Source organism: uncultured Shewanella sp., assembly GCF_947501225.1.
Classification (GTDB): domain Bacteria; phylum Pseudomonadota; class Gammaproteobacteria; order Enterobacterales; family Shewanellaceae; genus Shewanella.
On record NZ_CANMUW010000001.1, the window covers coordinates 809,343 to 823,118 of the forward strand.

The following is a 13,776-nucleotide window of genomic DNA, read 5'->3' on the forward strand; positions in this document are numbered from 1 at the left end:
TGCGGATAATCCGGATGAATGCTTAAATTTATCTTAATTTTTCCGCAGCTTATCGATGAAATATCAAATGGTAAGGGCAGGAAATAGGGCGTGCAGGCGGTGTCTGCCGACTTAAATTTTTCCGGAACGCGAAATACCGTTCTGAAGCCGTTTACCATTGAAGTTGTGTTGAGTGGAATAATGAGCGGTAAACTGTGTCGGGCTCGTTCACTCGGCACATGATTTAGCCGGTCAGTTATTCGGTGGGGCTTCCCTCTCAATTATTGTGTTTATCAGTGGCATAAGCTTTCTGTTTTAACTAGAATCTTCGCTCTGTCTTATCTGTTGTTTTCATTATGTTTTCACTTTCAAAAACTGCATTAGCGCTTACTCTTGGTTACTTTCTCTTATGGTGCGCAGGCCCGCTGTTGTTTGATGATAACCAGCTCTTGTATGGCGTCCCGCTCTGGTTCTGGCTGTCGTGTATCGCGGCGCCGCTATTATTGATAATCGCGCTGATTAAACTGGTAGGGCGGCTCGATGATTAATCTGCTGCCGGTATTTATCTACTTGATTTTGAGCCTTATTGTTACCCGGTGGTGGAGCGCTACCTGTACTAAGGTATCCACTTCTCTTCACCAGGATAAAGCCAGGCGCTTCTTTATCGGAGGCCCATTTCTAAACGGCCCCATGTTGGCTCTGACTCTGGTTGCCACCTATACCAGTGCCAGCTCATTTATCGGTGGTCCCGGTGCCGCCTACAAGATGGGGTTGGGCTGGGTATGGTTAGCGCTGATTCAGGTTCCGGTGGCGATATTGACACTGGGTGTGCTTGGCCCCAGGTTTTTAAGCCATAGGGAAAAACATTCCACCCTGATTGAGTGGCTCGACGAGCGCTACCAGAACCCATGGCTGAGTTGGCTTGCAATCATCAGCCTGGTTGTAGGCTTCGTTGCCATGATCTCGGTTCAGTTCATCGGAGGCGCCAGAATGTTCAGTGGGGTGAGCGGAATAAGCTACGAGTTAGGGCTTGCACTCTTTGTCATAACTGTATTGGCCTATACATTAACCGGAGGGTTCAGGGCCGTGGTTATCACCGATGCGCTTCAGGGGATCATCATGTTGCTGGGTCTAATGGTTCTGTTGGTGGTGATACTTGGACAGGGCAGTTTACCGGAGTTGATGGGCAAGGTGAGCCAACATTCACCCACAATGCTTACAGCTCATGGGCTCGATGGCTATCTCGGCTGGCCTATGATGCTATCATTCTGGGTACTTATCTGTTTCGGTACCATGGGCTTACCTCATACTCTGGTTCGTTTGTTGGCGGTAAAGGATACGGCATCGCTTAAAAGAGGGATGATCTGGGGGACGATCATCTGTTTTCTGATGACATTTATCCCTCATCTGTGTGGTGTGCTGGGCAGGGCACTTTATCCGGGCTTAAGTGTGCCCGATGAGATCATGCCAACCTTGATCTCCGGTTTAATGCATCCGTTCTGGGCAAGCGTTCTGTTGGCTGCACCTATTGCGGCGGTGATGTCCTCTGTGGACTCTATGTTACTCCAGTCCGCCGTGAGCCTCGTCAGAGACGGCGCTGTCAGGAGAAGCCCAGGTTTATCGCCGACAAAGCAGGTTCTGTTGACACGCCTCGCTATGCTGGTTATCACGGCCATTGCCGCCTATTTCGCCATCGAACCGCCAAAGATGATTGTCTGGATCAACCTGGCAGCCTTCGGTGCGCTGCAGGCGGTGTTTCTCTGGCCGATCATTGCCGGGGTGTTCTTCAAAGGACTGCTGGGTCATAGTGCTCTGTTGTCTATGATATCCGGGCTGTTCAGTTATCTTGGCCTGCAGCTTTACCCTCAGAATATCTGGGGGATCCACCCCATCGTTCCGGCTCTGTCACTCTCCCTTGTTGTTATGTTGCTTTCACACTTTTCAACCGTGCTTATCAGTCGAAAATTTAGCCGTGGGATCTAGAGACCACTGCAAGGTCGGGCAAATAGTGATTTAGTGCTATTCTGCCCGGCTCTATGAGTGCGACAGGCTGTGATCGAGTCGTTAATTAGTTTATATTTGCGGCCATATTATAATTAAAATGGTCTTAGCATGGACAGAACCGCTTCAACAACTCCTCAGGATAATATTGCAGCTAGCGTCAGCCGGTGGCAGATGCCTGATACTCTGGTTATTATTTTTTTCGTGGCTATGGCTGCAGCACTACTCACCTATTTTGTTCCTATTGGATCGTTTCAGACACAAGATGTTGACTACATCGTCGATGGTATTGAGAAAAGCCGATCTGTTATTGACCCAAGTTCATTTACATATTCACTGAATGAAGCTGGCGAGCCCAAATTAGCGCCTGTTGCCCTTTTTGAAGGCGGGGGAGGAACGGGCTTCTTTAACTTTGCCTTCGAAGGCTTGGTATCCGGTTCCAAGTGGGGGAGCGCCATCGGTGTTATCATGTTTATGTTGGTCATTGGCGGTTCCTTCGGGGTTGTGATGGCCACAGGTACCATAGATAACGGTATTTTAAGGCTTATCGATAAGACTCGTGGCAATGAGATGCTGTTTATCCCTGTGATATTTATCCTCTTCTCTCTGGGTGGGGCCGTATTTGGCATGGGAGAGGAAGCTATCGCATTCGCCATCATCATCTGTCCCTTGATGATACGCTTGGGTTACGATGGTATTACGACGGTGATGGTCACCTATGTTGCTACTCAGATAGGATTTGCCAGCTCCTGGATGAACCCTTTCAGTGTTGCAATTGCACAGGGGATCGCCGGCGTCCCGGTGCTTTCCGGTTCTGGAATGAGGGTGATTATGTGGTCTGGTTTTACTCTGATGGGGCTGCTCTTTACCATGCGCTATGCCAACAGGATAAGGCTTGCACCCGAGCGCTCCTATAGTTACCACAGTGACGCATTTTTTCGCGACAATCAAAGCAAAGCCAGCCTGGACAGCCGATTTAATCTGGGGGATGTTCTGGTGCTGCTTACCATAGTTGCAACAGTCGCCTGGGTTATCTGGGGCGTGATCGCTCAGGCTTGGTTTATTCCTGAAATTGCCAGTCAATTCTTTACCATGGGGATCGTGGTTGGTGTCATCGGTGTCTTGTTCAGACTCAATAATTTGACGGCAAACCAGGTAGCCATAAGCTTTAAGCAGGGCGCTGCAACTATGCTGGAACCGGCTGTTTTAGTTGGTTGCGCTTCGGGGATTTTAATTCTTCTTGGTGGTGGCGGGCCGACCGAGGACAGTGTACTAAACACCATTCTCAATAGTGCCGGTAATATTATAGGCCAGCTGCCTGATGCACTATCTGCCTGGTTTATGTTGCTGTTTCAAGCTGTGTTTAATTTCTTTGTGACCTCAGGATCGGGTCAGGCGGCGCTCACTATGCCGCTGATGGCGCCGCTTGCCGATATAGTCGGTGTGACTAGGCAGGTCGCGGTGCTGGCCTTCCAGCTGGGTGATGGCTTTACGAATGTACTGGTGCCTACATCGGCATCCCTCATGGCCACCTTAGGCGTGTGTCGGGTCGATTGGGGCAACTGGCTCAAGTTTATCTGGCGATTTATGATAGCGCTGTTTGTTGTCTCCAGTGCTGTGGTCGTAACAGCTCATTATATGGGATTTAGTTAGTTTTAAGTTTGAAGGGCGACAGAGGTGATTCCCTCAAATTTATTCTGAGGTTGATGTCAGCTCTGTTTATTGTCTCCGGTGGACCGTTGTGGCGGCGTATTACATAGTGTTATTACAAAGGGGTTAGCCGATACGGCGCTCCTAAACTATGAACCATATTTTATGGAAACGGCATCGATAGGTGCCGTTTTTTTTACATGAGCGTAGAGCTTCCATTCGGTATCGAAAGTGACTGTCATGAGGTAAAGGGCGTAAAGGTCTATAATCGATTGTATTGAGTGAGCCGGCTCAATATTGAGCTTGGTCAAATACCTTGACGAGTACCGCTATTAGAGATAATTAACGTGACAGAATAGGCTGCTCAACTCATATTCAGCACTGTTTGTGACATAAAAAAACGGCATCTGATGATGCCGTTTTTAATACAAGTCAATGCTTGCAGTAAAGCTAGTTTAACCTAATGATTAGAACTTAACTTCACCCTCGATGAACCACTCACGACCACGTGCGTTGTAAACTGAACGCTGGTAGTGAGGCCAGCTAGTCGCTGTTGGATCGAAGTTAGGACCAGCGTCAAACAGGTTAACTACACCGGCTTTGACTCTGATATCGTCACTGATGTTATAACCGGCAGTCAGGTTCCACTTAGTCTGAGAAGCAACCTCGTGTGCACTCTCGTCAAAATCTTCACCACCAGCTTCTTTGAATGACTTGTACTGCATACCATGCATGCGAGCTGTGTGGTATGCGCCAAGTGTTGCTTCAAAGTCTTCGATAAAGTAGCCAAGTACCAGGTTGGCACGGTACTGAGGCAGGCCACCGTTATCGATATCATCTTCTACAGGGTCTGTTGGCGATAGTTGGAACTCAGACAGTAGAATATAAGTACCGTTGAAGTTCAGCTTCAACTCACCATACTCGTTAAGATCCCATCCGTAACCGGCTGTTAAGTCGATACCACGAACCTTTTGGAATGAAAGGTTTTGTGCAACGGCGTTAACATGGGTGATAGTGCCATCGGCATCACGTGTGATCATGTCTTCATACTGCTCATACTCACGTGCTGCTTTGCTGGCGCTGATGTCGCTGACCATATCGTCCAGCTTCCACTCCCAAAGGTCGAATGAAGCATTGAGTGAGTCGCCACCCCATACTGCACCGATATTGGCCGTGTAGCCTGTCTCAGCTTCCAGATCTTTGTTAGCACCCGTTGTTGAGTCGATATGCAGCTCATTACAGATCTCATTGATTCTAGGATCTGGGTGAGTTTGACCTGGCGTACCGCCAAGTGCCTGACACTGCTTGAAGTCGATAACAGTTGAGAAGCCGGCAGTTGCATCGCCGTATACACGGTGCATATCCGGTGCGCGGAATACGCTTGTTACAGAACCACGAACCAGTAACTCATCCAGAGGACGATATTCAACAGCGATCTGAGGAGACAGATTGCCACCGAAATCACTGTATCTGTCGTAACGAAGTGCAGCGTCAACGGTTAATGTATCTAGAACCGGCAGACTTAGTTCGGCGTAAGTTGCCCAGTAAGAGCGCTCACCAGCACCTGAAGAACCGCCAGTAGATAGGATGTTACCTTTGGCAGACTCTGAATCTGATTCTGTTTGGTAATCTTGCTTGGTGTACTCGGCACCAAATGCGAACAGTGCGTCACCCGCTGGCATCTCAAATGCAGTGCCGCCGATGTTTGCCTGTACGTTCTTCTGAGTCGACTGTGACTTCTCAAATGGCGTGTAAGAAGCTTCTTCTACATCTGCTGCAGTCATATTCTTAAGCAGTGAGTTACCGTTTTCACCCGCTGTGATGTAGTCGAACATACCGCCGACAGTCGCATAACCGCCGCGGAACACGTCTACGTTAGTACGGCCATAGTTTACCGATGCATCCCAGTCGTACTCATCAAATACTACGCCCTGAAGGCCGGCAGTGAAGAAGTAGTTACGGGTTTTGGTTTCGGTTGTACGGTTTCCAAATTCATGCAGACGGCGGATATACATGTAATCGCCATCTTCAGCATTGGCAAAGTCACCACCCATAGCGGTTGCTTTGTTGTCAAATGTCTTGCTCAGATCACGACCTGTAACCGTCAATGTATCGCCTGATACATTAACTCGGTAGTCGTTGATTGCCATAGGCTCGATAAGTGTTTCAGATTTTGCTTCTGCGAAATCGAGACGACCTACAAAAGTGATGTCATCGGCAAGCTCATAGTTAAAGTTGGTTGAGCTGATGAAACGTGAGCTTTCAGGCTCAAGATCACGCCACTGTGAACGGTCGAAGCCACAGATGCTACGAGCCGAATCCCAGAACCAACCGCCTGCGGTACACTCTTCAGCAGTCAGTGCCTTAGCACCGCTACCACCAGAGATGCGAGCGCCGTATGAGCTGTACTGTGAAAATTCACTGTGAGGAACCTTGTCGGTATGAAGGCCGAAGTTTTCACGATCGGTCGCTTTCAACTGCTCGTTAGTTGTGAATTCAAGGAAGCTGGAAACATTACCGCGATCTGATGATGAACCGATTGATAGTGCTACACGATCACTTCCGCCGCCACCTTCAGTTGTATCACCGTGGCGATACTTAAGTGCAACACCTTCAAAATCTTTCTTCAAGATGATGTTAATTACACCACCAACGGCATCGGCACCATAAATTGCTGAACCACCCGATTGGAGGATCTCGATACGCTGAACGGCTTCCATCGGAAGGTTTGCCGTGTCGACGAAGTTATCAGTACCGCCTGCAGGCTTAGGATACTGGTTCAAACGCTTGCCATCGATAAGTGTCAATGTACGGTTCGCGCCAGCGCCACGTAGGCTGATAGATGATGCTGCAGGTGTGAAACCATGAACAGACTGAGTCGTCATCGCACTGGTAGTAGAGGTTAGACTCTCAAGTGCATCTTGAATGTTGGTGAAGCCCTGCTTCGCCATATCATCTGCGCTCATCACGGTAACAGGCGTTGCTGTTTCCATATCGGTACGTTTAATACGTGAACCTGTAACTTGAATACGTTCTACTGACTCTTCATCGCTTGCAGCATATACAGCTGGCGCGCTAAGTGCGGCAGTAGCCGCTCCTGTGATTAATGCAAAACGTACAGCTTTAGCCAATTTTGAATTCGGCAACATTTTGTTTTCTCCCTGACACTTACATCTGTTTATAATTATTAGATGTTCAATTGTTTATTTTTATTTAGTAATTCCTTTAATAGTCTTCACACATGTTAATAACTGTTGAGGAATATTACTAAGGAACAGATATAAGCACACAAAACTAACATCTGCAATAAAGGCGATACAGATCAAATTATTCGCCGGAAAAACAATTTGGTAACACAGTTGGTTATCGCGGTTAACATGTGGTCTGGTTAACGGATTGTTAATCAATGGGTTAGAGTGCTTTTGTTTGCTGTGTGAGTATTTGCTGAACAGTTTTTAACATCTTTACATTCATTTACCTAAGAAAAGACTGTTGCCTGAATGTTTTATTTTAACAATTCGGTTAACAAATAAATTTAAAATAAATGTCTTGGTGAAACAAATTCACGATATTTGTGAATTAAGTTCAGTTTTAGGTGCCTAAAATCAAAAGATTGTTTTGGTTGATATATAAGCACTTAAATGTTTCCGGCTCATCTTGCCGGATATTATTTAGACGTGATTGTTAAAAGGTTATTTCCTTTATGTGTCATTTGAGCTGGGTTATGCCTTTAGAAGGTCAGGCTTATAATGTGACAAATATTTGTAGATAACGTACAAGACGACCAGTGTTGATATGAGCAGCTCCCCTTTTGCAGCCTGTTCGATTAAATGTGTAAATTGGCTCTCACCAAAGTTTTGTATTAACCAATGACCCGCTTTAACCAAGGCGGTTGCTCCTATGACCATAGGAAAGGTAAAAGCTGCATAACCAGGTGAAAAAGGAAGCCTCATCAGGTGAAAGAATGCCAGGTAGATGACGCAGGTCATCAACACCGCGATACTCAGTAAGAGCGCAACGATGACAATTGAAGGGTTACTGTTTATTGTCAGGTAACCGGCTAAGGATAAGCTTGCCGGCGCAGCCATGATGGCAATTGTCGGTTTGGCAGCATCACTGATAGGTGCGCAAAATATGAGTCTGTATAGCATCACCGGCAGCATAAACAGGTAACAAGCCATGCCGAAGTCCAGTGTTGCGTTTGCTACCCATTTATATTGCTCACCCGGAAAGCTAACGGCAGCAACGATAATACCTATAGGTGGCACAAACCAACTTGGCAGCATATGTTCAAGTTTAAAGTCTATTGCCCTATAAAATACGAACATGCCCAGGAATGCAATATGAATGACTATGGCAGAAAGCCATAGATAGCGGCCCTGAACGGGGAGGTATTGGCTTAAAGCATTTGAAACCACCATCAAGCCCATAGCAAATGTAGGAATGACGCTTCCGACTACCGGGTGAGAAAGCTCATCTCTCATGATCTTTGGATGAGAAATAAATTTTATCATCAGAGTCGCCAGCAGGACAGCTGCGATGGTCGCGCCGATAAGTTGACCACGGCCATTCATGCCGGGCAGCATGCTGTCCCAAGCCCAACCTAAGCTGGCGATGGCCAGAGCTAAACCAGCCATGGGGGTCGGAAGACGTGATACATTCTTTGAGAGTTCGGTTATAGCGGATTTCATCCCTATTCCCCTTAAAGTGAATTTATGCACTCATGTTAAGGGGATAAGGTTGGTAAGAATATTTGAATCTATTTATTCTTTACGTAAGTTATATTTAGTCTTGGCGTTTTAAGCTTGATGGTTTCAACTTACAACGCAGTAACGTATGGCCCAGACCTATCTCGTCGATATCTTCGTCTACGAACAGCCCTGCCTGTGAGATCTGGCTCAACATCTCTTTTGAGTGATACATCCTGCTGTCGCCATTAGCCATCGCCGTAAAGTAGATTGAGGTGGCATTAACACAAAATGCTCCCGCTTCGAATGGTTGACGATCCCAAAAGGTTTCGAGAATACATAGTTCGCTATCTGCGTTCATGCTTTGCGCCGTACGCTTCAGGATGCTCAGGATCTGAGGCTTAGAGAAGCAGTCTAAGAATTGGCTCATCCAATAGAGGTTGGCACCTTCGCAGAACCGCTGGTCATCATCAAGCAGATCACACTGAAACCCCTGAACTCTGTCAGCGACACCTTTTTGCTCGGCGTTTTTTAGCGCAACTTTTAACTGGCCGGGAAGATCCATTATCGTTACCCGTACATCACTGTGGTAATCAGTGCAGGCAAGCGCCCACTTACCGGTATTCCCACCGACATCGACGATGTGTTTAGGCTCACTTTTAAAAATTAGTGGCAGTAGTTGACCAAAAGCATGATCTGAATAGTAGTGATCAAATTCAAACCAGCTCTTTTTAACCTGTTCGGGGAGCTCGCTCAATGTGGGATAGATAGTTTCCCAGTCGCCGAAGACCTTGAGTCCGTTGGGTTTCCCTTCCTTCAACGAAGACTCCAGCTCAAACAATCCTTGATAGCAGACGTCGTTAACAAAGTTTAAGTTAATCTGCGCCATGTCATCTTGCAGAAGAAAGTGGCCGATTTTATCTAATATAAAATGAGTGTTATCTTGCCAGATTAACCTCATGCTAAGCCCCATATCCAATAGTACGCTGCAGGCGTATTCAGACAGTTGACTCTTTTCTACTATAGCGTCGAGTGAACAGCCCTGTTCACCTGCCTCATCGATGTGAGCGAGTATTCCAAATTTGAGTAAACAGCGGGCAACTTGGAAACTTATTGGGGCGAAGGCAATTTTTTGTGCTTCAAATTTTGCATCGAAGGCTGTGAGATCTAGTGGTGATTGGTAAAAAGCCATAGGTAGTTTGAACTCATTCTCGGTAATAAGTGGAGAGGGATCTGGATATTGCGAATGCTATAAAAATGAGAGCTGCAATTCGAACTCTAAGATAACATGTTCAAACCAAAACATGTGTCAGTTATGAGGTGATTAAAAGGTATTTTTCAAACTTGTGACCCCTCTGGGCTATTTGCCATGAGAGCATAGGCATACTCAGCTGGCAGGTAGCGGCGCGAGTGGCTGCGACAGTAAAAATTCATGCCGCGCCACTTCGGTGATGTTATCTAACTGCTTCAGCTTCACTACTTTTGCAAGCCTGACCTTGCCAGCAAAAGCCTCAATAATTTTATCTCTATACCAGACGTTCGTGTCCCTGCTTATACATGGCTCTGAGCTGGTCATCTATCGCCCTGAGTACGTCAGAGCGGGTGATGATACCTATGAGTTGATCATTCTCGTCAATAACCGGGAAGATTTTTGGTTTGGCATCGGTCATCACCTGGGCCAGATCGAAGACCGACTCCTCAGGGCGTGCGGTAAGAGGATCGCCATGCATGACATCACTCACCGTATAATGGTTTTCATTAAGGTAGGTGGCCTCAAGCATCTTTATCAGGCAATCCTGTTCAGATATAAAGCCGATAACATGTTTGCTATCATCGACTACGGGCCCGCCAATCTGTCCAGCCTGTAAAAAAAGCTCGACTGCCTGAGCAATAGGCATATTGGCGGTAAAAATAACGGGGCGTCTGTTCATGTAATCTGCAATTTTAATCGACTCCATAGTTTGCTCCTTAAGACGAGTAACCGCTCTTGTCTATATGACTGGCTTCTTAGATCTTGATGTGATTCATTTAATTTTCATGAGCTTCATTTATAAGGTTAGACCTGATTTGTTTTTTTGTTTGATAAAAAATGAAAACTATTGAAATCATAAAGCGTATTTGTGGATATAATAGTGTTGTTTGGTGGTGATTTTGTTAGTGAAGTTGTTATTGGTGTCGGTTTAGAGCTACATGGCATCGCTGTTTGCGAGAAGGATTGAATATGACGCACCCATTAACCTATGTTGGACGACAGACGAGCCGTAGTGACGGAGAAGCCAGAAGATTAGTCATACTGGAAGCGACCTTAAGGTTGATAGTAAGAGAGGGGATCCGTGGTGTACGTCATCGCGCTGTTGCTAAAGAGGCCGATGTGCCATTGGCTTCGACTACATACTATTTTAAAGATATTAAAGATTTGATCAGTGATTCGTTAACTTTCTTTGCCGAAAAGACCCTATGGATGAATGAGGAGCTTGAAAATCGCAGTTTTGAGCTGCTTAAAGAGCTTGATGGGCTGGCAAAAGAGGATAAGCACAGTGAACTACTGATCAGCAATTTAGCCCAGTTTATCAGTGAACATATACGTGAACAGATATCTCATCGAGACAACCGGATTTTGGAGGCCGCTTTTCACGAAGAAGCGTTGAGAAGCCCCCAGTTGGCCGATGCGATTAAACGTCTGGATGACTCTTTTCTGTCGACGATAGCTCGATTCTTTGAACTTTTGGGTTCAACCAATGCAATGGCTGATGCTCATCAGCTGTTGGCCTTGATAAGGTATCTGGAATATAAATATGTGCTCATTGAGCGTAGTGAGGGAGATGATACTCAATTGGAGCAAATTGTGGCATCGACTCTGCACAATATAGTGCAGTCTATCTAAACAAGCTTGGTTCAATCGAGACTGAAGGTGTCAATCTTTGAGAGCAAAAAGCCCGGATATGATCCGGGCTTTTTAACTATACCATGCTCAAGCGGCTACTGGATATTTTCGGCGTCGGTAAACTCCCCCTGGAAAAGCACTGAGGAGAGGTAACGCTCAGCAGCAGAAGGAAGAACGACTACAATATTCTTGCCTTCAAATTCAGGTAGTTCAGCTATTCTGTTGGCTGCAACAACGGCCGCACCCGATGAGATCCCCACTAAAATACCTTCCTCTTTCATGATGCGCTGAGCCATCTCGATTGACTCTTCATTTGTCACTGCTTCAACCCGATCAATCATCTCAAGATCCAGATTTCCGGGGATAAAGCCGGCACCGATCCCTTGAATTTTATGTGGTCCGGGTTGAACGGTTTGTCCGGATAGTGTCTGCTGGATCACCGGTGAATCGGCGGGCTCTACTGCAACGGAGGTGATAGCCTTACCTTTGGCATTTTTAATATAGCGGCTAACACCTGTGATGGTACCACCGGTTCCGACACCTGCAACTACCACATCGACTTCACCATCTGTGTCATTCCAGATCTCCGGTCCGGTAGTCTTTTCATGGATCTCCGGGTTTGCGGGGTTATCAAACTGCTGCAGAAGCAGGTACTTTTCCGGAGCCGATTGACGGATCTCTTCAGCTTTATCGATTGCACCTTTCATGCCCTTAGCGCCTTCGGTCAGCACTAAGTTAGCACCAAGTGCCTTTAGAAGCTTACGTCGCTCCAGACTCATGGTGTTAGGCATGGTGAGTGTTAATTTATAACCGCGGGCTGCGGCGACATAAGCCAGAGCGATACCGGTATTACCCGATGTCGGTTCAATTAACTCTCTTTGTGGAGTAAGCAGGCCTTTTTTCTCAGCATCCCAAATCATGTTGGCACCGATACGACACTTAACGCTGAAACTTGGGTTTCTGGCTTCAACTTTGGCTAAAACATTACCTTTACTAACGCGCTTTAGACGAACAAGAGGTGTGTTACCAATGGTATAAGAGTTATCTTCGAAAATTTTGCTCATGGCTTGCTTGCTCCAATCAATTTAGTAAGTAGATAATAATCGCCTTTAGCGGCTTTAGAAGTGATTGTTTGTTCTTCTTTATTCCATTTAGTTATTAACGAATCCATTTTTATTAACAAACCATGGAAAAAGGGGGTGACAAAAGTGTTAACCTCTTGTCTGTAAGCACTATTGTGATGCAGTTGAGTATCTAGAGCCTGATAGTTGAATATAGAGCATTTTAGTTAAAACCGTTAGCCTATCAGTGTGTAAATTAACCTGTTAATAATCAAAATTAAAGATAACGGCTTGATATGACAAAGACGATTAAAGAGACAGATCCTAAATCTATCATCACTCCTTTTGCCTTTGAGATTGCGCCCCAGGTGCTTTACACCCCTCTGGCGAGCCCGCTTAAACGTGGAATGGCGATGGCGGTCGATGGATTACTTATCGCAGTTCTTGCCGAGCAGGCGGGCTGGGTGTTCATTCTTTTGGTCGCACTAACCCTGTTGATACAGAGGAAAAGTCATGAGCTTGGCAGGATACTGAAGTGGGGACTGTATCTGTCGATGTTGATTATGATGCTCTGGGTAACATTTGAGAATCTCTCCTCAAGCGACTCAACCGATTCAGATAGTAAGATTCAAGGCTCAGAAACGACTATCGCGGCTCCCTCAGTCGGCGAAGTGATGGGGTATCTGCCTGAGATCATAAGGTTTAGTCTGTGTGAGGAGGTCAGCTGTGCCCAAACTGAATTAGCCTCCTTAATTAAGGTGCTTAAACAGACTAACCTGGCACAAGTGGAGCAGAAGGCGATAGTTGCAGGAGCTATCAAGGAGTTGGCGCTGAGCGACAAGGATAAAGCACTACTGCAACTCCAGATCAGCCAAGCTTACCCTGAGCAGGGGAGTGAAGCTGTTGTCGAAGCGGATAATCTGCAAGAACTGGCGCAACACAGGCCAGAAGCAGAGGGAACTGATTCAGGTGTTGGCGGTGAGCGCTTGAGCGGAGAGGAAACTGTATCGACAGAAGCTGTTAAGCCTATAGAGCCGTTAACTCAGCCATCGACCGATATCACAGGGCGCAGTGGCAATGAGCCATCTCATCTTCAGGAGCTTGCCGATGAGGAGGCTGAAGGGAGATACAGCCTGATCTCCTGGACTAAGGGAATATTAAATGATCTCGGTTTAGGCTTTGGCTGGGCAGCATTTTATTTTACTGTGTTCACCGCCTGGTTCGACGGGCAAACTTTGGGCAAGAAGTTATTTCGCATCAGGGTCATTCAACTGGACGGAACCGGGCTGTCTCTTTGGGATGCTTTCGGGAGGTACGGTGGTTATGGCGCTGGTTTTGCCACCGGGCTTTTGGGATTCTTGCAGATCTTTTGGGATGCTAACAGGCAAGCCATTCAGGATAAGATCTCTGCGACCGTTGTGGTCGACCTTACAAAGGAAAAGGATGAGTCTATGGTGACGCTCTCCTATATTGAGCCACTTTTTGCTGGAAAAAAAAGCGATTAATTGCTAAT

10 protein-coding genes are annotated in these 13,776 nt (G+C 46.5%); 5 read left to right on the top strand and 5 right to left on the bottom strand.

Features of this window, described 5'->3' with window-relative positions:
• Positions 1–335 precede the first annotated feature (335 nt).
• The 3 genes from Q1B47_RS03325 to yfcC all read left to right on the top strand — a co-directional run bounded on the left by Q1B47_RS03325 (position 336) and on the right by yfcC (position 3,633).
• Positions 336–527, top strand: coding sequence for a DUF997 family protein (locus Q1B47_RS03325; protein ID WP_299788578.1), 192 nt, complete (start codon positions 336–338; stop codon positions 525–527).
• Positions 520–1,962, top strand: a complete 1,443-nt coding sequence (gene panF, locus Q1B47_RS03330) for a sodium/pantothenate symporter (protein WP_299788581.1) — start codon at positions 520–522, stop codon at positions 1,960–1,962. Before Q1B47_RS03325 ends, panF begins: the two co-directional genes overlap by 8 nt.
• Positions 1,963–2,091: 129 nt before the next feature.
• Entirely contained in the window at positions 2,092–3,633 is a 1,542-nt protein-coding gene (gene yfcC / locus Q1B47_RS03335; RefSeq protein WP_299788584.1) for a putative basic amino acid antiporter YfcC, read from the top strand.
• A 464-nt stretch (positions 3,634–4,097) separates the two neighbouring features.
• On the opposite strand, the gene Q1B47_RS03340 is transcribed toward yfcC, so the two are convergent.
• The 4 genes from Q1B47_RS03340 to Q1B47_RS03355 form a co-directional block, all read right to left on the bottom strand.
• Entirely contained in the window at positions 4,098–6,779 is a 2,682-nt protein-coding gene (locus Q1B47_RS03340) for a TonB-dependent receptor (RefSeq protein ID WP_299788587.1), read from the bottom strand.
• 573 nt (positions 6,780–7,352) lie between these two features.
• The gene (locus tag Q1B47_RS03345) at positions 7,353–8,321 is read right to left on the bottom strand and encodes a TDT family transporter (protein WP_299788590.1); all 969 of its coding nucleotides are present in this window, start codon (positions 8,319–8,321) and stop codon (positions 7,353–7,355) included.
• A 94-nt stretch (positions 8,322–8,415) separates the two neighbouring features.
• The gene (locus Q1B47_RS03350; protein ID WP_299788593.1) at positions 8,416–9,510 is read right to left on the bottom strand and encodes a methyltransferase; all 1,095 of its coding nucleotides are present in this window, start codon (positions 9,508–9,510) and stop codon (positions 8,416–8,418) included.
• Positions 9,511–9,844: 334 nt separating this feature from the next.
• Positions 9,845–10,276: a CBS domain-containing protein gene (locus Q1B47_RS03355; protein WP_299788596.1), complete on the bottom strand. Its 432-nt coding sequence runs from the start codon at positions 10,274–10,276 to the stop codon at positions 9,845–9,847.
• Positions 10,277–10,539: 263 nt separating this feature from the next.
• On the opposite strand from Q1B47_RS03355, the gene Q1B47_RS03360 reads away from it, so the two are divergent.
• Positions 10,540–11,202 carry a TetR family transcriptional regulator gene (locus tag Q1B47_RS03360; protein WP_299788599.1) on the top strand — a complete coding sequence of 221 codons (663 nt, stop codon included), beginning with the start codon at positions 10,540–10,542 and terminating at the stop codon, positions 11,200–11,202.
• A 95-nt stretch (positions 11,203–11,297) separates the two neighbouring features.
• Here Q1B47_RS03360 and cysK read toward each other — a convergent pair whose 3' ends face one another.
• A complete protein-coding gene (gene cysK, locus Q1B47_RS03365; RefSeq protein ID WP_299788602.1) occupies positions 11,298–12,266 on the bottom strand; it encodes a cysteine synthase A in 969 nt (322 codons plus the stop codon).
• Positions 12,267–12,559: 293 nt separating this feature from the next.
• Between cysK and Q1B47_RS03370 the strand changes: the two genes are divergently transcribed.
• The gene (locus Q1B47_RS03370) at positions 12,560–13,768 is read left to right on the top strand and encodes an RDD family protein (RefSeq protein WP_299788606.1); all 1,209 of its coding nucleotides are present in this window, start codon (positions 12,560–12,562) and stop codon (positions 13,766–13,768) included.
• Positions 13,769–13,776: the final 8 nt, after the last annotated feature.

Bases quoted from the DNA above. Each gene is read 5' to 3' on its own strand.
- Q1B47_RS03325 (WP_299788578.1), top strand. From the start codon at position 336: ATGTTTTCACTTTCAAAAACTGCATTAGCGCTTACTCTTGGTTACTTT.
- panF (WP_299788581.1), top strand. From the start codon at position 520: ATGATTAATCTGCTGCCGGTATTTATCTACTTGATTTTGAGCCTTATT.
- yfcC (WP_299788584.1), top strand. From the start codon at position 2,092: ATGGACAGAACCGCTTCAACAACTCCTCAGGATAATATTGCAGCTAGC.
- Q1B47_RS03340 (WP_299788587.1), bottom strand. From the start codon at position 6,779: ATGTTGCCGAATTCAAAATTGGCTAAAGCTGTACGTTTTGCATTAATC.
- Q1B47_RS03345 (WP_299788590.1), bottom strand. From the start codon at position 8,321: ATGAAATCCGCTATAACCGAACTCTCAAAGAATGTATCACGTCTTCCG.
- Q1B47_RS03350 (WP_299788593.1), bottom strand. From the start codon at position 9,510: ATGGCTTTTTACCAATCACCACTAGATCTCACAGCCTTCGATGCAAAA.
- Q1B47_RS03355 (WP_299788596.1), bottom strand. From the start codon at position 10,276: ATGGAGTCGATTAAAATTGCAGATTACATGAACAGACGCCCCGTTATT.
- Q1B47_RS03360 (WP_299788599.1), top strand. From the start codon at position 10,540: ATGACGCACCCATTAACCTATGTTGGACGACAGACGAGCCGTAGTGAC.
- cysK (WP_299788602.1), bottom strand. From the start codon at position 12,266: ATGAGCAAAATTTTCGAAGATAACTCTTATACCATTGGTAACACACCT.
- Q1B47_RS03370 (WP_299788606.1), top strand. From the start codon at position 12,560: ATGACAAAGACGATTAAAGAGACAGATCCTAAATCTATCATCACTCCT.